Raw genomic sequence first — 19,057 nt, forward strand, 5'->3', positions numbered from 1 at the left:
GTCAACGCCGCAGCCATGTAGCGCTGGAAAGGACATCTATGAAAGCGCCGGTGCAGGGCACGCAGAGTTTTTCGCGGACAATCCATTTGCTTAATTTGATCTCCCAAGCCAAAGCACCACCCTCCCTGCCACAGCTGAAAGAAATCAGTGGCTTAACACGGCCGACGCTGTATCGACTGCTGGCTTCACTGGAAGCGGAGGGGTTGATTGAGCAGCGCGGAGACCAGCGTTATCAACTGGGTGTGAGACTGGTTTCGCTCGCGCGTAAGGCACTGGCTGAAAACGACATTCGAAGCCTTGCGAAGGATGCGTTGCTTCACCTGCGGAATCAAACCGGCGAAACCGTGCATCTGGCCGTGCCCAGTCGGGATGAGCTGATCTACATCGATAAGATCGAGTGTGAGGAAACGGTGCGCATGGCCTCCACTATCGGCACCCGCGTGCCCATGCACTCCAGCGGCGTCGGCAAAGCTTATCTGGGAGCGATGAACCCAGAGGAAGCCGAAGCCCTCATTCAGCAACTGGATATGGCAAAGATCACAAGCTTCACCAACACAGATCGTACTGTGCTTTCCGCCGTGATCCATAAGGTGCGGGAAGCTGGTTACGTGTTTGATGATCAGGAGAATGAGGAAGGCATCGTCTGTTACGGGGCGGCCATTTTGGATGAGATGGGCAAACCAGCAGCAGCGATCAGCGTTTCCATTCCGCTTTACCGGCACACCAAGTCGGAAGAACATTACGTCAAACCGCTTTTGGCCTGCATCGCGAATATTTCTCAGCGGCTCGGCTATCGACCTTCCTAAAGCATCACAGAAAACGAAAGAGCCCGTGTAGTGCTCGCACAGGGCGGCGGCGAGGCACTACACGGGTCTTCAACGCCCGGAATTAGGGATCCGGGCTCTCGGGAGGAGGGTGCTGAAGCAACAAGAGCGGCGGTTGCTTCAACCTCTCACCATCACACTGGGATCTATGGCATTAGAGGCATATCTGTGCGAACACCCATCATTCGCAGATACACTCGGATCAATCCCAGGTGAATCAGGTTTCTCTCATCGCATGCGCGATCTGGTCCATCATTGGCTTAACCAGATAAGACAGAACGGACCGGTCTTCTGTCTTGATGAACGCCTCAACCGGCATGCCCGGAATGAGAGATTTTCCGTCCAGACGTTCCAGCTCATTCTCCGGAATAGCCAGCTCCGCCAGGTAGTAAGTGCTGCCTGTTCTTGGGTCTTCAACCAGATCAGGCGAAATGGTTTTTAACCGTGCTTTCAGCTCCGGTGTGGTGCGCTTGTCAAAAGCAGGCAGGCGAATGGTTGCTTCCTGATCCGGGCCAATCTGGTCCACATCCACGGGCTGAACCTTAGCTTCCACGATCAGCTGGTCTTCTTCCGGAACGATCTTCATCACCACTTCGCCGCCCATGACGACACCGCCGATGGTGTGAACGGCCAGATCGAACACCTTGCCGTTTTGCGGCGCGCGGATTTCTGTGCGCCTGAGTTCGTCCTGCGCAGCAATGCGACGTTCTTCCAGCTCGGAAATCTGAGCCCGTGTCTGCTGCAGTTGCTCCAGATTGTTGGAGCGAAGCTCTTCATCAGCCTGCAGGATCATGACCCGCCGCTCGCTGATGGCTTCTTCTGACCGGGCAATCTGAGCAATGATGCCACCCAGCTCACCTTCCAGAGAGCTGCGCTCGCGCTGGAAGGCCATCACGCGGGACTCGGTCACCAGTTTCTTCTTGCGCAGGGACTCAAGCCCGCCCAACTCGGCATTGACCAGATCCACTTCAGTCTGCTTGGCATCCCGCTGGCGGATCAGGCCGCCGATCTGCTTTTCAAACTGGACGATCTGGGTTTGCAGTTGCTCCCGCTTGCTCAGATGATTTTTCTGCCGCGCTTCCATCATGTTGCGCTGGGTTTCTTCAATCATCATCAGATGCGCACGGTGCAGCGGGCTCTGCGCACGTTTCTTGAAGCTGATCTCTTTGCGCCCCTGAATCTCAGCAGTCAGCCGCGCTTCCTGCGCATAGAGCTCATCAAGCTGATTGGTCAGAACCGCAAGGTTGGAACGGGTGAGGGTATCATCCAGCCGCAGAACCAGATCACCAGCCTTTACGAAGTCGCCGTTCTTGACGAGGATCTGGTTGATGATGCCGCCGTCACGGTGCTGCACGGTCTTGGTGCTGGTCTCCACCACGATGGTGGCAGGAGCAACAACAGCGCCGGAGATCTCAGTTACGGCAGACCATGTGCCACCACCCAATATCAGAAGGGCCGCAAGATAACCACCAACCCGCAAGTGACGGGAGATGCTGGCGCCGAGATCGTAGGATTTATCGGTGTTTCTAGCCATTTAACACGACCTCCTGCGGCTTGCGAAGCGGGGCGATCACCTGCTTCATGATCTTGTCTTTTGCACCCAGAGCGTCTGCTTCACCCTCATTCATGACGAGGATCTGATCCACAGCAGAGGTGGCCGCCGGACGGTGCGCCACCACGATGACGATGGAGCCACGCTCACGCATGTCGTGGATCGCGTTGGTCAGTGCAGCTTCACCTTCTGCATCCAGGTTGGAGTTTGGTTCATCCAGCACGATCAGGAACGGATTGCCATAAAGCGCGCGGGCCAGTGCAATCCGCTGACGCTGACCACCAGAAAGGCCATTGCCCGTTGCGCCGATGACGGTGTTATAACCTTCTGGCAGGCTCACAATCAGGTCGTGAACGTTCGCCATACGGGCCGCTTCAATCAGCTTGTCGCTGTCCTGGTCCGGCTTGAACCGCTGAATGTTCTCCGCAATGGTGCCGTCAAAGAGCTGAATGTCCTGCGGCAGGTAACCAATGAAATCACCCCGATCCATTGCACTCCACTGATCCAGCTCAGCACCATCAAAACGGATGGAGCCTTTCAGCGGATTTGTGATGCCAACCATGGCTCTGGTCAGCGTGGATTTACCGGACCCGGAATGACCAATGATGCCCAGACCGTCGCCTGCTTTCAGCTCCAGAGACACGTTTTTGACAAACGCTTCCTTGGCAGCAATTGGACCACAAAACAGCCCTTCAATCGAAACGGATTCCTGCGGGAACGGAATGGAGACCCGCTGTTTTGGCTTCACCTGAGAGGCAAAGATTTCTTGCAGCCGTGCGATGCCAACTCTGGCAGCCACGAACCCGCGCCAGTTGACGATGGCCATCTCAACCGGAGCCAGTGCACGGGCGGTCATGATGGACGATGCGATCATAACACCGGCGGAGACTTCCTGCTGGATCACCAACCACGCGCCCAGACCAAGGATGCCGGACTGCAGCATGAACCGCAGGGTCTTGATCATGGTGGTGAAGATGTTGGAACGATCAGACGCTGCCCGCTGCCGGCCAAGGAAGACATCATTGTTGTCTTCCCACCGGTCACGCAGGTGGTCGATCATGCCCATGGCCTCAATGCTTTCCGCATTGCGCCGACAGGCTTCAATCAGAGTGGTCCGCTTGTTCGCTTCAACCGCTGTGTTTGCAGCCGGACGACGAGATGACAACTCGTTCAGCGCAATAAGAACACAGATGAGCAGCGCGCCAATCAGCGCGGTGGTGCCCAGAAGCGGGTGGAACAGGAACACGATGCCCAGATAAAGCGGCATCCAGGGCATATCGAAGATAGCAGATGGGCCGGAGCCGGAAAGAAACTGCCGGATGGAGTCCAGATCGCTGACAGGTCTGGACCGCTCGCCTTCAGCCCCCAGCACCAGCGGAACGCGAGTGGACGCCTCAAAGGCAAGGCCGGTCAGTTGCTCATCAACATGCTGGCCAACACGCAGCAGCAGCCGGTTCCGCAAACCATCGAGAATTCCGTAGAAGATATAAAGCACAGCCACAAACAGGCTGAGAACAACAAGGGTTGGCACGGAGCTGCTGGACAAGACGCGATCATACACCTGCAGCATGAACAAAGGGCCCGTCAACATAAGCAGGTTGATCAACATGCTGATGCCACCGATACCCCAGAATGCCCGGTAGAGTTTCCGGAATGCCTCTGAAATGTAGGATGTATGTTCTTGTGATTGTTTACCCAAAATAGCCTCCAGCCCGCTGTTTCCTTGCTGGGTTGGTTCGGGCGCCACACCCAAGCTCGTGGCGCCCGAACACTACTGATTACATCAGCATGTCATCAGAACCGTAGTCTGTTGCACCTTCCAGAACAGGAGCGTCTGCAGCAGCAACTTCTACAGGGTCAGATGCAGGGTTAAGGGCATCATAGATGTCCTTCGCACCTTCAGCGATATTGGTGATGACGTTGACTACAGCAGTAACAGGGTTGGATGTGGCAACCCCCACGGCTATGTCCACAACAACGTCAACAACAGTGTCAACCACAGCTTCAAAAACGCCAGCGATCTTCTTGCCGAGCTCAGGCTCGCCAAGAGCTGTAGATACGCCTTCAATAACCGCGCTTACGGCTTTGGTTACTACGTTTGCGATTGCTTTAAATGGATTCCACCAGCCCATGTCTTTATCCCTTTCAGACAATAGTTAGATGCGTTTCACCGGTCCCGAAGCAGGCTCCGAGAGTCAGTGAGGTTGAATTGTTGGAGTGATACCGCTGGCAGGAGGTCCTTCAGATGGCTACACTTGTGGTGATAGCTACAAAGGGTCCCAACCCAAGTCGGTTCTCTATGTCAGGAAAGTCCCTGGGCGCACTCGAACACTGCTAATGCCGCATTCAGAATGCAAGTCTACACTACGAATATACGTCATAGCCTAGCCTCCCAGCTTCGCTAAATGCTCATAACAAGCATGCCTCATAGCGACAAACGTTTTGAGTAACGTTTAGTGTCACCCAACGAACTTCAGTTACCTGAAGCATTGATCAAATCCCTATGCATAAATTGCAGATTTCTCATCATACCACTTTGAGTACACAATACTGATACGATGCAATCTGCCAGTTACACGCCCCCATTTTGGGAGGTGACCTGATCTGAGTTCAATATTTCGCCCCAATTGAGGCGGAAATGTGGCAAGGCTTTTTATACTTTTAGATCTAGAATAAATGTTATCCAAATGTTTAGTGCAATTACAACTCTAGGTATTACTTAAATATCAAAATTTTTATACTTAGGGTATATTTGTTTTATCTTACATAAAAATTTATCGATAAAAAAGACATTACGTTTGAGTAAGTTACCATAACACTTGTGATGCATGTCACACTCATATATCTGTCAATACAAAAAATATGAGACTGGCACTCATTTTATGGTGAAAATATATCACAAAGGTGCCGTTAAGGTCATATATTTACCTTAAAAGTGACCGCACAACGGCAAATCGAGGCGATCAAACTCGATAATAGTGTCAGGCGTGGAGCACAAATCCGTAAATCTAGAAATGAGAAAACCTGCATTTGTGCGCACTTAATGGTTTAACCAAATTTGACGATTGAACCTCTGATTGCTTACTCTAAGTAAATACCCCGACCTACTTTCGTAGACCGGGGCATCGTTCAATCAGCACTAAGGGAAGGGGCGTCAGCTAGCCCCCGGGCCTGCTGCGGATGTTCTCTGGCAGCCATGTGGCGACCTCAGGGAACGCGATGAGCACGAAGACCATCAAAACCATGATCAGGAACATCGGGAACGCAGCACGCGCGATGAAGCCCATCTGGTAATTGGTCATGCCCTGCAGCACGAACAGGTTGAAGCCGATAGGCGGCGTGATCTGCGCCATCTCAACCACCACCACGATGAAGATACCGAACCAGATCAGGTCAATGCCTGCCTGACGGATCATTGGCTCCACCACAGCCATGGTCAGCACCACAGAGGAGATGCCATCAAGGAACATGCCGAGGATGATGTAGAACACCAGCAGTACCATGAGCAGCTCAAAGCGGGACAGCTCCAGCGTTGCAATCATGTCCGCGAGCCCACGTGGCAGGCCGGTAAAGCCCATGGAAAGGGAAAGGAACGCCGCACCGGCAAGGATCAGCGCGATCATTGCGGAGGTGTAGGTTGCGCCCATCAGGCTTTCCGTAAAGCTCTTCCAGTTCAGCGAGCCTTGAGAAGCCGCCAGAATGAGACTGCCGATCACACCAAAGGCCGCTGCCTCTGTCGCCGTGGCAAAGCCAGGTACATGGAGCCTATCACCACCAGAATGAGCAGGATCACCGGCAGCAGGAAGCGGGTATTTGCCAGCTTCTCAGAAAAGCTCATGCGTGGCTCTTCGGTTGGGTTCCACTTGGAGGACACACGAGAGGTGATCGCCACATACGCCATGAACATGCCAGCCAGCACGATACCCGGCACAATGCCCGCGAAGAACAGCTTGGAAATGCTCTCGTTGATGGTCACACCATAAACGATCAGCGTCAGGGACGGCGGGATCATCAGACCCAGCGTTGCTGCACCAGCGAGCGTTCCGATGATCATCTTTTCCGGATACTCACGCTTGCGCAGTTCTGGAATGGACATCTTGCCAACGGTGGTCAGCGTTGCAGCTGAAGACCCGGAGACCGCTGCAAACACGGTACAGCCCACGATGTTGGTATGCACCAGACCGCCCGGCAGGCGAGCCATCCACGGGGCAAGACCGCGAAACATGTCTTCCGAGAGACGCGTTCGGTAAAGGATCTCGCCCATCCAGATGAACAGAGGCAGAGCCGTCAGTGTCCATGAGGAGGAGGAGGACCAGATGGTCGTCAACATCACGTCGCCAACAGGGCGGGTGGTGAACAGTTCCATACCGACCCATGCCACACCCATCAGTGCCAGACCGACCCAGACGCCGGTGCCAAGCAGGGTGAACATGACAAACAGGAACAGGATGATGATACTAATATTTTCCATTGCTCTTATTCTCCCGCAACTGCTTCTTCAAGTTCCGGCGCAACACGGTGCTTGCCAGTGAAAATGAGTTGAAGCAGATGATCTGTAAGAGCAATCGCCAGGATCGCGGCACCGATGAGCATGAAGCTCTGTGGCATCCACAGTGGTGTTCTGTCCTGGCCCTGAGAAATGTCGTTAAACTTCCACGACCAGTAAACAAACCGCTGTGCGTAGTACACGAAGTACCACATGGTTGCCGTGCCGATGGCAAAGCACCAGATTTCCAGCAGGCGCTGTGCGGTCTTGCCCAGCATCTGGTGTAGAATGGAAACTCGAATGTGAATACCCTTGTTCAAGGCATTTGCGAACGCCATAAAGCTGGCCGCAGCCATTGCATAGCCAGCATATTCTGCAGCACCGGGAAAGACTTCTCCGGTCCAGCGAGCCAGCATTTGCATAACGATGAGCCCAAGAATGGCGATCAGACAGAGCGCTGAGAGAACTCCGGCCGTCTTGTAGATCCCATCAAGGCCCAAGCGCAGTGCGCGTGTAAGCTTCATTGTTCTCCCCCTCCAGAAAAAGAAAAGCCGGGGCCGCGCACGGCGGCTCCGGCCAAAGAACGAATTACTTCATTGCTTTGAATGCATCGACAACAGCTTTGCCATCGTCGCCAGCAGCTTCCAGCCACTCAGCAGTCATGGTTGCGCCGATTTCCTGAAGGTCAGCCTTCATCTGGTCGCTACCTTTTTCAACCTTCATGCCGCCTTCACGCAGGCCATCAAGGGTGAAGTTTGTGTAGTCGATAGAACGCTTCAGACCATCAGCTTCTGCAGTTGCCGCACATGCCTGAATGATGCCTTTGTTCTTTTCAGAAACACCAGCCCAGACATCAGAGTTTACGAGCATGTAGTTGCGTGGCAGCCATGCATCCACTTCGTAGAAGTAGTTGAGGCTTTCCCAAACTTTACGGTCGTAACCAGTTGCGCCGGAGGAGACCATTGAGTCAGCAACACCGGTTGCGAACGCCTGAGAAATCTCAGCAGCTTCAATGGAAACTGGCAGCATGCCTGTCAGCTCAGCAAGACGCGCAGTTGCGGTGTTGTAAGAGCGGAACTTGATGCCTTCCATGTCAGCAACAGAGTTGACTGCGTTTTTGAAGTACAGACCCTGTGGTGGCCATGGCACGGAATACAGCAGGGTCAGGTTCTGTTCGCCAAGAACCTTCTCAAGAGCTGGCTTTGCTGCAGTCCAGAGCTTTGCCGCATCATCAAAAGATGTTGCAAGGAATGGAACGGAATCCACGCCGAACAGGGCATTTTCGTTCTGGTGACCGGAAAGCAGACGCTCACCAATTGGCACCTGACCGGTCTGAATTGCACGCTTGATGTCACCGCCCTTGAACAGGGAGCCGCCTGGGTGCGTGGTTACTTCGATTTCACCGCCGGTACCAGACGTAATACAAGCTGCAAATTCTGCACCTGTTACAGAGTGGAAGTTGGACTGAGTATGCCATTGGCAGATCCCACTTCTCAGCAGAAGCGGCAGTTGCCCCCAACGCCATAGCGGAAACACTCAAGGTAACCAGTAGACTAAACTTCTTCATATGTACTCTCCTCCAAGAAAATTAGTGATGCCCTCAGTTAAATCTCTGCGGATCGTAAGGGCTTATATCGTTATTGGGGCGTTTTCCGCTGATCAGATCAGAGACCAGCCGCCCGGTTTTTGGACCGCCCGTCAGGCCGATGTGGTGGTGTCCGAACGCTGCATAAACACCGCTCTTGCCCACTTCACCGATGAGGGGGAGACTGTCCGATGGCGCAGGGCGGAAGCCCAGCCATTCCTCTTCGCTTGAGGCTTCCAGATGTGGGAAGCTCTCGCGAACCTTTTTCCGTAGTAGAGCCAGAGGTGCTTTGGAGGCACCAGCTTCCAGCCCGCCAAACTCTACAACACCAGCGCAGCGCAATCCTTGTGCCATTGGTGTTGCCACAAACTTGCCGGAGGCAACCATGATTGGTTGGTTCGGCTGTTCGCTCGGGTTCTTAAATAGAATGTGGTAACCGCGCTCAGCTTCCAGCGGCACGTTGATGCCAAGCTTCTTCATCAAAGGCTTGGACCAGACGCCGGTTGCCAGTACCGCACGATCACATTCAAAACGTCCTTTGTCGGTCATGACGGCTGAAATTGAACCGCCCGACAACTCAAAGTCCTTCACCTCGGCTTGCACAAACGTGCCGCCCATTTCGGTGAAGACTTTTACCAGATCCTGCACATAAGCGCCCGGGTCCTGAATGAACCCGTGATCGCGCATCAAAGCCAGCAGCTTGATGTTTTTGCTCAGGATTGGTTCCATCTCGTGAACTGCGTCACCTTCAATCAGTTCCGGCACAAAGCCGGCATTGCGGCGCAGTTCCCAGGTGTACGCATCTGCTTCAAATGCGGCTCTGTCGTTGTAGGCAAAGCTGTAGGTGCTTTCCTGAAGCCACTTTTCAGCACTGGTTCCGTCCACCAATGCATGGTGCTGATCTACACTGTCGCCCACAATCGGGGTCAGGCCCTGCGCAATGCGGCGGGTTTCCTTATCCGTTGCATGTGACAGATAGCGTGTCAGCCAACCCGCCAGCTTCGGCAGATAACTCCAGCGCAAAAACAGCGGGAAGTTCGGATCCAGCAGCAGCTTTGGGCCTTTCAGGATAAGACCCGGTGCTGTGACAGGTGCCACGGAGCAGCTTGCCAGAACGCAGGCATTGCCGAAGGATGCCCCCATGCCAGGTTCGCCCTTGTCGATGAGGGTCACATCATGACCCTCACGCTTCAACCATAAAGCTGCTGAAACACCTACAATTCCTGCGCCGATGACAACGACATTATTTTTATTCATGCAGCCCCCATCACCGCACTCTTGGAAATCGCATAGCGCTCGACTTTTTCCAGATCCGGCCGCCCTCCCAAGCCTGCCGTTTGCGGAACGATTACATCGCCGCCTCTGGTTTCAAATGGCGTTTCCATAAGGTCTTCTACTAGGAAGTATTTTGCCTGATAAAACTCACAAGCTAAAGTGATTTCTGGCGTTGCAGCAATCATATGCGTTCCGGCAAGGTGGGCGAGACCGGATTCAAACATGTCGCCGCCATAGGCGCTCATACCAGCAGTTGCAGCCATGCGGGCCACGGTTTGTGCCCGAGTCAAGCCTCCGGTCTTCATTATTTTGACTGAAACACCGTCAGCTATCCCCATCTTAATCGCGGTCAGCATATCCTCAGGTCCAAAGATGCTTTCGTCCGCCAAAAGCGGCACATCGATGGAATTTCGGATAGTTGCCATAAGTTCCCGAAGGTTATGAGCAACCGGTTGTTCGATAAAATCTGGTTGAAAAGTCGCAATGTCGCGAACGCACGCTAGGGCAGAATCGTGGTGCAGGCCCTGATTGTAATCCACGCGAATGGAAAACTCAGGATAGTTCATGCGTAGGTGCTCCATACGCATCATATCAAACTCATGTCCCTTGAAGCCGGTTTTGAGTTTAATGATGCGCACGCCATCCTCTTTCAAACGCTCCATCAATGCCAGATCACGATCGAAATCAGGATCAGCAATAGAGCAGGAAAGCGGAATGGTATCCCGGCATTTACCGCCCAGAAGCGCCCAGACCGGCAATCCGGAGATTCGGCCCTGAAGATCCAGCAGGGCAGATTCCAGCGCCGCTTTTGCTTCCGTGCAATGTGCCACCGCCTTTTGAGCATCCTTCATGATCGTGGCACGTTCACCAATGGTGCGGCCCACAACGAGCGGACGGATGTAACGGTCTAGCGCTGCAAAGCTTGCTTCAGCAGAGCCGGTGAATACGGACCAAGGGGATGCTTCCCCCCAGCCGGTTTCACCTCCCTCCGCCGTTAAGCGGAGGATGATGATATCTACGGCATGCTCAACGGAGCCGATGCCATGGTCGCGGCGGGCATTGACGGGCAACTGTACGTGCCAAACATCCATGCCGGTGATCTTCTGTTCTGCATTCATGGCTCTTATCCCATCCAGCGGCGTACAGGTGCATTTGCTTCTTCAAGAGGCTGGGTCACAACATCAATCAAGGTTGGACCATCATGTTCAATCGCCTCTTTGAGCACGCGTTCCAGATCATCCGGGTTTTCAACGCGCCAGCTCTTCACACCATAAGCCGCAGCAACAGCAGCCTGATCTGTGCGGTTGAAGTCTACGTTGTAATAGCGTGCATCTGTGTCCGCATACTGGCTCGCTTTGATCCAGCCGTAGTTGGAGTTGGAGAACACGATGTAAGTGATTGGGGCGCGAGAGCGACACACGGTTTCCAGCTCACCACAGGTGAAGCCGAAGGAGCCATCACCCATCATGGCAACCACTTTGCTGCTTGGGCGGCCATACCATGCACCAAGCGCTGCAGAGAGCGAGTAACCCAGCGCACCATGCGCACGGTTGGTGATGAAGTGGCGACCAGACTGTGGCAGCTGATAGTACGCAGAGAAGTAAGGGCAGGAGGTGCCAGGGTCAGAGATGACGGTCGCATCCACCGGCAATACCTTCATCATGGCATCAATCACACGCTCCGGACGGATCGGCGCTTCACCACTCTGAGCCAGTTTGTTGAAGATCTCGAACTTACGCTTCTTGATATCCGCAACAGCAGCAGCGCCGCCAAAGGTGTCTGCACCCTGATCACGCTTATCCAGAACAGCGTTGACCTGCTCCAGAGACAGTTTCAGGTCACCAACAACTCCAACTTCCACTTCGTAGTTCGCACCGATCACCATCGGGTCATTATCAAAGTGAACCACACGAGTTTTAGCGGATGGGGCTTCCCAGCGGGAGGTGGTGGTGGAACCGGCACGGGCGCCCATGAACACCACGAGATCCGCATTCGCCATCGCTTCCCACGTCTCATCCGTACCACCGTTGGAGCCAACAACGCCAACACAGTTTGGATGGGTTTCCGCCAGCGAGCCCTGACCGGAGATGGAAGTTGCGACCGGAATATCGAGACGGGTTGCCAAACGATCCAGCTCTTCCATTGCGCCTGCAATCACAACGCCGCCGCCACATACGATCAGAGGCTTCTTCGCAGACAGGATCGCATCGACAGCCGCTTCTGCAGCACCCGGAGCCGGAGCCTGACGGTAAGCTGGATAAGAGGTGAGCTGCTGATCGGCCCAGATATCAGACGGATCAACGGCATCATACTGAATGTCGTAGGGCAGGCCGAGGTGTGCCGCACCGGAACGACCGGTTGTCATGGCGCGGAAGGCTTTACGAACCATACGGGGAATGTGATCGGCACGCTTGATCACGGTGTTCCACTTGGTCAGCGGACGCATCAGCGCTTCCTGATCCACTTCTGTCAGCGGGTACTTGCCGTAGGACGCGACAGAAATGTCCGTTGTAATGCCAAGCACCGCATAGGAGCTTTCAGAAGCTTCAATCAGACCCGGCAGAATGTAGGTTGCGCCACCACCGGATGGCCCCTCACACACACCCGGACGACCAGTCACTCGTGAATACGCATCCGCCATGTAAGTGGCGCAGCGCTCATCACGGGTCAAAACGTGGGTCATCTTGTGATCAAGCTTATACATCGCGTCATAGAACGGCAGAGTTGTATCGCCGCAAAGACCGAAAATGTGCTGAACGCCCTGAGCCTCCAGCATTTTTACCATGGCTTCGGCACCATTCATCTTATTCGTCACAGTGTCACCTATCAGACCCGTCCCACCCGTTAAGCAGGCAATTTACTAAACCCGAAGAATGCAGAATCGATTGCACTCAAAATTGTATACAGCACCATATTCAATATTGAGCGCAGGTCAAATGGAATGTACAGTTCGCATATGACGTGGTAAGTGCTGAGCCGATTTTTGGGGCCTGCAGCGGCAGGATTGAGAGCGATTTTGGAATGACAAAAGCTGATAGCAACGTGGACCGCATCTACGAAAAACTACGGAAAATGGCGGCCTATTTTGAATTTAAGCCAGACGCCCGTATCAACGAGAGCGCGTTATCCACAGAGTTGGGTGCAAGCCGGACACCACTGCGCGAGGCGTTGAATCGACTCGTGGCAGAAGGCTTCCTCACGTTCCAGAGTGGCCGCGGCTTCTTTTGCCGCCCGCTGAGCCCGAAGCTTATTCTTGACCTTTATGAAGCGCGTGTCGCTATCGAGACGGAGATTGTCCGCCTTGTTTGCCGCCGGGCCAGTGATGAAGAACTTCAGGATCTGATGGAGTTCCTGAAGTCCACGGAACCGGACTACGACAGCTGCGAAGACCCGATGGAGCTTTTGAGCATGGACGAGGCGTATCACATGCGCATCGCCGCTCTGTCTCAAAGCAACGAGCTGGTCCGCATTCTGGAAAACCTGAATGACCGCGTGCGCTACATTCGTCTTGTCGACCTGAAGTACCTGCGCGGCAAGACCCCTGTTTCCACGCAGGAGGAAGCCCAGCTTTCAGCCCACCGTGTGGTGCTGACCGCCCTGATCAACCGGGACGAAGACAAAGCGGTTTCCACCATGCGCCATCATATTGAACGCCGCCGCGACGAGGCCACCGAAGCCGTGCGCATCGCCTATTCGCAGCTCTACGTTCCAGCCGATTAACGCGTACTCCCGAAGGCGCTTTTTGCTTTCGGGGGGAGGGTACGCGGAAAACCAAGAGCAAAGCAGCCTGAGAATCCCCAATACTCAGGCTGCTTTGATCCCCCAAATTTAAGGAAGAGGTTTTGAATTATGTCCGTTGAGTATGGAGGCAAGACCGTATTTGGTGCCTCGGTCGGCATTCTCATGCTGGAGACCAAGTTCCCGCGTATTTACGGCGATATTGGCAATGCGCAGACATGGCCGTTCCCCGTGCATTACCGCGTGGTACGCGGCGCGACCCCAAACAAGGTGGTGCGCAACGACCCACGTGAGCTGGTGAATGAGTTTATTGAAGCAGGCCGCGATCTGGTCCGTATGGGGTGTGACGGCATCACCACCAACTGCGGTTTTTTGGCACTCATTCAGGATCAGGTGAAGGAAGCCCTTGGCGTTCCTGTTGCCACCTCTTCTTTGATGCAGATCCCAAGCGTGCAGCAGCTTCTGCCAAACGACAAACGCGTTGGCGTCATCACCATTTCCAAAGAAACGCTAACCAAGGAGCATCTGAAAGCAGCTGGTGCGCCAGAAGATACAGTGATCGTTGGTACGGATGGCCTGCGCAACTTCACCCGCGAAGTGCTGGATGATTACGACGCCATCAACTTTGAAGATGCCCGCCTTGATCTGCTGGATGCCGCCGCTGAACTGGTGACCAAGAACGAAGGCATCGGCGCAATTGTGCTGGAATGCACCAACATGGTGCCTTATGCAAACGACATCCGCAAACTCACCGGTTTGCCGGTATATTCCATCTACACTTTCGTGAACTGGTTCCAATCCGGTCTGGTTCCGCGTAAGTTCCCGCTGGAACTGGATGACCCGCGTTTGAATTTAGCGACCTACGGAAATTAATCGATGTCCAAGCCTAGTCAGATTGAAGAGATAAACACAAACGGCCTTGTTTTGCTCGGCTGCGGAAAGATGGGCTCGGCCATGCTGAAAGGCTGGCTGGAAGCAGGCGTTCTGCCTTCCAGCACCACCGTGATTGACCCTTATCCCTCTGACTGGCTCCGGTCACTGGAAGATCACGGCCTGAACCTGAACAAGACACTGCCAGCAAACCCGGCAGTCTGCATTCTGGCCGTGAAGCCGCAGATGATGGGCGATGCAACCCCTCAGGTGATCGCCCTGGGTGGCGGCGGAACCGTGTTCATTTCCGTTGCAGCTGGCACAAACTTGAGTACGCTTCTTTCACTGGTGGGAGAAGGCAGCCCGATCGTACGCGCCATGCCAAACACGCCGGCAGCCATTGGCCGCGGCATCACCGCGCTCATTCCAAACAGCCATTGCTCAGATGATAATCTGGCCATGGCACAGGAACTGCTCGCTGCTGTTGGTCAGACTGTGGTGCTGGAAAATGAAGGCCAGATGGATGCTGTGACAGCCGTGTCCGGTTCCGGCCCGGCCTATGTGTTCCATCTGATTGAGTGCCTTGCCAAAGCAGGTGCTGAGCAAGGCCTGCCAGAAGAGCTGGCTATGCAACTGGCAAAAGCCACCGTTGGCGGTGCAGGGCAACTGGCAGAAGATGCGCAGGATAGCCCATCTCAATTGCGCATCAACGTGACATCTCCAAACGGCACAACAGCCGCTGCCTTGGATGTGCTTATGAATGAAGACAACGGCATGCCACCGCTCCTTTCCCGCGCTGTTGCAGCAGCCAAAAAGCGTAGTGAAGAGCTGGCTTAAGTTCTTCTGATTTCACCGAGTTTAAAAGCCCCGCTTTCCATCTGGACGGCGGGGTTTTCTTTTACTCTCACGCAGCTGCTAGAATTAGGCTTGACCAACTTTGATTCTTATATAACCATACGGTTATGCAACAACTAAACCAGACATCCCAGCCCCAAAATCTAGATGCCGTGTTTGCAGCACTGGCCGATCCCACCCGCCGCGCGATCCTGACACGGCTTGCGGGTGGGGAGGCTCGGTCAACGAGCTGGCTGAGCCGTTTCGCATGAGCCAACCCGCCGTCTCAAAGCATCTGAAAGTTCTGGAGCGCGCAGGTTGGTTGAACGCGCCATAGACAAACAGCGCCGCCCGGCCCGGCTCAAAGCCGCGCCCATGCGTGAGGCCGTCAAATGGCTGGAAGAGTTTAGTAAGTTCTGGTCAACCAGCTTCGATCAGCTGGATGATCTTCTGGAGGAATTGAAGAAATCCGAGAGTTGAGGAGGGAATGGGAATGAGAGAAGTACCGACCTATGTTTTGGAACGCACCTTTAACGCCCCACGCGAGCTGGTCTGGCGTACGTGGACTGAGCCGGATCTGGTCTCCCGCTGGTATGGCCCAAACGTGGAGAGCATTCCGCACAAGATGGATGTGGAGCAGGGCGGTCTCTGGCTGCATGAAATGAAGTGGGGCGACAACTCCAACTACCAGCGTGCCGAGTACATCGAAGTCTCCAAGCCCGAAAAGCTCGTCTGGCTCCATTCCAATGCTGATGAGAACTGGGAGGTCGCAGGTAATCCCATGATGCCTGACTGGCCACGCATCCTGCTGACCACCGTGACTTTCGAGGAAAACGGCGACCAGACCAACCTCCGCCTTACATGGGTTCCCCATGACGCCACCGAAGCCGAAATCACCTGCTTCGAAGCTGCCATCAGCGGCATAAACAAAGGCTGGAACGCCGGTATGGCCCTCCTGGAAGACCTCCTCGCCGAGCTTCAGAGCGAAATGCAGACTTAGAGCACCTTCGCCAAGCAACTAATTTGGGCTAAGCTTTCAATTGGTGACAAGCTAGCCCACTTAGTGGCTATCATTTGATTTTTTGTCGTAAACTACATTCTCAATCAAAAATTTCTTGTACTCATCTTGGACTAACCGATGAAGTTAAACTCAATTGAGAAATTTGAAGAGGGGCGAAAGAAATACGGGAGATGGCTGGGTTATGCACACTGAGCACCTATCATTCCTACGCAAATTATCGGTGGAACAACAAGACAATCTTAAATTTGCTTATCCTCTCTATACTCCTCATAGTCTTACCTTCCATTTTTTCAGTTCACCTGATGAAATATGAGACAATTCAATACCTTGTATCATTTTGTCTCAAAACTTTTCCAATGTTCCAATCACGCTTTTTCGCGCTGCAGAGGTTAAGTTCATATAGTGCAAGTCACTTCGCAATAGCCAGCATTTCCACTTTACTGCTCACCATATCATTCACTCTCATACTTGTTTTCGGATATTTAAAACATTGGAACGAAAACAAAGCATATCATCGCGTTAGCCACCTGCAGTTCTTAGGTGCGATTGTCTTTTTCCTAGCTGCTTTACTAGCGATTTGGGGAATCTTTATTTTTACACCTGAGGACATAAACCCCGGACGCTTGGGGACTTTCGTTATGTTCGTGGCGCCGTTCTTTTCGTTCTACTGCGTGGCTTTTGTCTTGTTTGTTCCGGGCCTGCTCGCACAACCAATCGTCTTCATGATCAAACTGGTCCATCAGCTCACATTTGGTTTCTACGAAGAGCGTCACTGAACGCCGCGACACCTCCCCGCCGAGCTTCAGGCAAGTTTGACGGCGTAGGGTGGATTGGAGACCTCTCCTCAGCCCCGACCTCTCCCTAAGAGGCGGGGTTTTTCTTTGCGTTGATTGAGGTCTTTTGACGCATAGGTAAGCAGTTTTTACGCAGAAATCTGCCCCATCGGAAATATTATAAGTAATTGTTCTGATTATATTTCTGCATATTACCGAGCGGAATAGATCAAAATTTAATTTGTTATTAGTAAGTCCGCCATACCCCTAAAACTAACAGTGGTATTCTTAGAAAATACCCGCAGCGGAAAATAAGAATATTTATGGGGCACTAATGCACTTTTCCGGTATTAAACTCACCACAAAGATCGCTCTCGCAGTTTCATTTGCCATTGTCCTGACAACTGGCATTCTGGTGTTGGCCGCAGACCTTTTACTCTGGGGTACGCTGAGCGATGAAGTGGACAAACGTCACGACATCAATCTTCGCATTGCGGCGGCGCAGCTCCAGCAGGAGTTCCCATCAGCGACCGTTAAACTGGATCACAACTCCAATGTTTCCAAGATCATCATCAGTGATCCGCTGAAGTTTTCTAATAATGATCTTGTCGATCACATCGGTCACCTGACCGGTGAGACTGCCACTGTTTTTGTGTGGGATGACTCCAACCAGGATTACTGGCGCAAAACCACCAATATTAAGAATAAGGCAGGCAAGCGCGCTGTTGATACGCCTCTGGGCAAGGGCGGTGCTGTTTACCCGATTATCAAGTCCGGAAAAACCTTCCGCGGCGAAGCCAACATTCTTGGCATGGCGTACTACACGCTCTATCAGCCGATCTTTGACAGCAACAACCGTGTTACTGGCATTCTCTATGTAGGCGTTGAAAAATCTCATATTGAGGCACAGGTTGACCACGTCACCTGGAACCTGCTTTACGCCGCTATCGGTCTGGCAATTATCCTAGTTCTGCTGGCCTACTTCGGCTTCAAGATGATGCTGAAACCAATCCCGGCCATGACGTGCGCCCTGCGCGATCTTTCAGAGAACAAGCTGGACATCAAGATTGGCTACTCCGATCGCAAAGATGAGATCGGCGAGATGGCGCAGGCGATTGAAGTGCTCCGCCAGAACAACGTTGAGCGCATTCGCCTGCAGGAACAGAGTGATGAAGAGCACGGCGCTCGCGAGCAGCGTCAGGGCCGGATCGAGAACCTGCTCAGCCAGTTTGGTGCTGAGGTGACTGAAGCCCTGCAGAGTGTTGATCAGCGTTCGCAGGAGATGGAACACACCGCAACCCGCCTGACCGGCATTGCAGAAGACTCCGCGCTTCGTTCCAATACCGCTCGCGATGCCTCTGAAGAAGCTTCCGCCAACGTGCAGACCGTTGCAACGGCTGCCGAAGAGCTGAGTGCGTCCATTGAAGAGATCAGCCGTCAGCTGGGTGAAACCAACCGCGTGGTGGGTGCAGCAACAAGCGGCGCAGAAGAGAGCAGCCAGAAGGTTCAGGCTCTGGACAGCGCAGCACAGAAGATTGGCGAAGTGGTCAACCTCATCCGCGACATTGCTGAACAGACCAATCTGCTGGCCCTGAACGCCACCATCGAGGCGGCCCGCGCTGGCGAGATGGGCAAAGGCTTTGCGGTTGTGGCTTCTGAAGTGAAAGAGCTGGCAACGCAGACCTCAAAGGCGACAGAAGAGATCTCTGCACAGATCTCCGGTATCCAGAACTCCTCCAAGGAGACTGTGGAAGCATCGTGGGCATCAGCGACACCATGAGCGAAGTGAACAAGCACGCGACCTCCATCGCAAACGCTGTTGAGCAGCAGGGCTCTGCGACCATGGAGATCAGCGAGAACGTTCAGATGGCAGCCCAGGGCACCCGCAGCGCGGCGCACAATGTGAGCGAGGTTTCTGTGAAGGTGACCGAGACACAGGAAGCAGCTTCACAGGTGCTGGATGCATCTCAGGCAGTGGCTGACAATGCAGCTCGCCTGCGCAAGACCATCAACTCCTTCATGGAAGACATCCGCGCAGCCTAATCACGCGCAACAATCAAATCAGAGTGGCCGCATTTTCCGAGTGAGAATGCGGCCAT

Annotated in this window: 16 protein-coding genes and 2 pseudogenes; 9 read left to right on the forward strand and 9 right to left on the reverse strand. The window is 53.7% G+C overall.

What is annotated here, in order from left to right; genetic code table 11:
• The first annotated feature begins 38 nt into the window (after positions 1-38).
• Positions 39-806, forward strand: a complete 768-nt coding sequence (locus JCM12308_RS12025; protein ID WP_054783880.1) for an IclR family transcriptional regulator — start codon at positions 39-41, stop codon at positions 804-806.
• A 235-nt stretch (positions 807-1,041) separates the two neighbouring features.
• Here JCM12308_RS12025 and JCM12308_RS12030 read toward each other — a convergent pair whose 3' ends face one another.
• From JCM12308_RS12030 to JCM12308_RS12070, 9 genes and pseudogenes are all read right to left on the reverse strand, one after another.
• Positions 1,042-2,358 carry an HlyD family type I secretion periplasmic adaptor subunit gene (locus JCM12308_RS12030; RefSeq protein ID WP_008551075.1) on the reverse strand — a complete coding sequence of 439 codons (1,317 nt, stop codon included), beginning with the start codon at positions 2,356-2,358 and terminating at the stop codon, positions 1,042-1,044.
• Positions 2,351-4,075 carry a type I secretion system permease/ATPase gene (locus JCM12308_RS12035; protein WP_008551128.1) on the reverse strand — a complete coding sequence of 575 codons (1,725 nt, stop codon included), beginning with the start codon at positions 4,073-4,075 and terminating at the stop codon, positions 2,351-2,353. The genes JCM12308_RS12030 and JCM12308_RS12035 overlap by 8 nt, the downstream gene beginning before the upstream one ends.
• A gap of 79 nt (positions 4,076-4,154) precedes the next feature.
• Positions 4,155-4,508 carry a hypothetical protein gene (locus JCM12308_RS12040; protein WP_054783881.1) on the reverse strand — a complete coding sequence of 118 codons (354 nt, stop codon included), beginning with the start codon at positions 4,506-4,508 and terminating at the stop codon, positions 4,155-4,157.
• 1,026 nt (positions 4,509-5,534) lie between these two features.
• Positions 5,535-6,847, reverse strand: a pseudogene (locus JCM12308_RS12045) (TRAP transporter large permease).
• 5 nt (positions 6,848-6,852) lie between these two features.
• Positions 6,853-7,386, reverse strand: coding sequence for a TRAP transporter small permease (locus JCM12308_RS12050; RefSeq protein WP_008550825.1), 534 nt, complete (start codon positions 7,384-7,386; stop codon positions 6,853-6,855).
• 64 nt (positions 7,387-7,450) lie between these two features.
• Positions 7,451-8,398, reverse strand: coding sequence for a TRAP transporter substrate-binding protein (locus tag JCM12308_RS12055; RefSeq protein ID WP_306303342.1), 948 nt, complete (start codon positions 8,396-8,398; stop codon positions 7,451-7,453).
• A 64-nt stretch (positions 8,399-8,462) separates the two neighbouring features.
• Positions 8,463-9,704: an NAD(P)/FAD-dependent oxidoreductase gene (locus JCM12308_RS12060; RefSeq protein WP_054783882.1), complete on the reverse strand. Its 1,242-nt coding sequence runs from the start codon at positions 9,702-9,704 to the stop codon at positions 8,463-8,465.
• Positions 9,701-10,840, reverse strand: a complete 1,140-nt coding sequence (locus tag JCM12308_RS12065; RefSeq protein ID WP_054783883.1) for an enolase C-terminal domain-like protein — start codon at positions 10,838-10,840, stop codon at positions 9,701-9,703. The genes JCM12308_RS12060 and JCM12308_RS12065 overlap by 4 nt, the downstream gene beginning before the upstream one ends.
• A gap of 5 nt (positions 10,841-10,845) precedes the next feature.
• On the reverse strand, positions 10,846-12,537 hold the full coding sequence (locus tag JCM12308_RS12070; RefSeq protein ID WP_054783884.1) for a thiamine pyrophosphate-binding protein: 1,692 nt from the start codon (positions 12,535-12,537) through the stop codon (positions 10,846-10,848).
• Between the two features lie 206 nt (positions 12,538-12,743).
• Between JCM12308_RS12070 and JCM12308_RS12075 the strand changes: the two genes are divergently transcribed.
• From JCM12308_RS12075 to JCM12308_RS29760, 8 genes and pseudogenes are all read left to right on the forward strand, one after another.
• Complete coding sequence (locus JCM12308_RS12075) at positions 12,744-13,442, forward strand: GntR family transcriptional regulator (RefSeq protein ID WP_054783885.1); 699 nt, start codon at positions 12,744-12,746, stop codon at positions 13,440-13,442.
• Between the two features lie 129 nt (positions 13,443-13,571).
• On the forward strand, positions 13,572-14,333 hold the full coding sequence (locus JCM12308_RS12080; protein ID WP_054783886.1) for an aspartate/glutamate racemase family protein: 762 nt from the start codon (positions 13,572-13,574) through the stop codon (positions 14,331-14,333).
• 3 nt (positions 14,334-14,336) lie between these two features.
• Positions 14,337-15,167 (forward strand): pyrroline-5-carboxylate reductase, encoded by an 831-nt coding sequence (proC, locus tag JCM12308_RS12085; RefSeq protein ID WP_054783887.1) that lies wholly within the window; start codon positions 14,337-14,339, stop codon positions 15,165-15,167.
• Positions 15,168-15,292: 125 nt separating this feature from the next.
• Positions 15,293-15,644, forward strand: a pseudogene (locus JCM12308_RS31515) (ArsR/SmtB family transcription factor).
• A 13-nt stretch (positions 15,645-15,657) separates the two neighbouring features.
• The gene (locus JCM12308_RS12095) at positions 15,658-16,164 is read left to right on the forward strand and encodes an SRPBCC family protein (protein ID WP_054783888.1); all 507 of its coding nucleotides are present in this window, start codon (positions 15,658-15,660) and stop codon (positions 16,162-16,164) included.
• Positions 16,165-16,808: 644 nt separating this feature from the next.
• Complete coding sequence (locus JCM12308_RS28285; RefSeq protein ID WP_164845299.1) at positions 16,809-16,961, forward strand: hypothetical protein; 153 nt, start codon at positions 16,809-16,811, stop codon at positions 16,959-16,961.
• Between the two features lie 331 nt (positions 16,962-17,292).
• Complete coding sequence (locus tag JCM12308_RS12105; RefSeq protein WP_208978500.1) at positions 17,293-18,738, forward strand: methyl-accepting chemotaxis protein; 1,446 nt, start codon at positions 17,293-17,295, stop codon at positions 18,736-18,738.
• A complete protein-coding gene (locus tag JCM12308_RS29760) occupies positions 18,717-19,001 on the forward strand; it encodes a hypothetical protein (RefSeq protein WP_208978501.1) in 285 nt (94 codons plus the stop codon). The genes JCM12308_RS12105 and JCM12308_RS29760 overlap by 22 nt, the downstream gene beginning before the upstream one ends.
• Positions 19,002-19,057 lie beyond the last annotated feature (56 nt).

This window comes from Pseudovibrio denitrificans JCM 12308 (assembly GCF_001310815.1).
In the GTDB taxonomy this organism is placed as follows: Bacteria; Pseudomonadota; Alphaproteobacteria; order Rhizobiales; family Stappiaceae; genus Pseudovibrio; species Pseudovibrio denitrificans.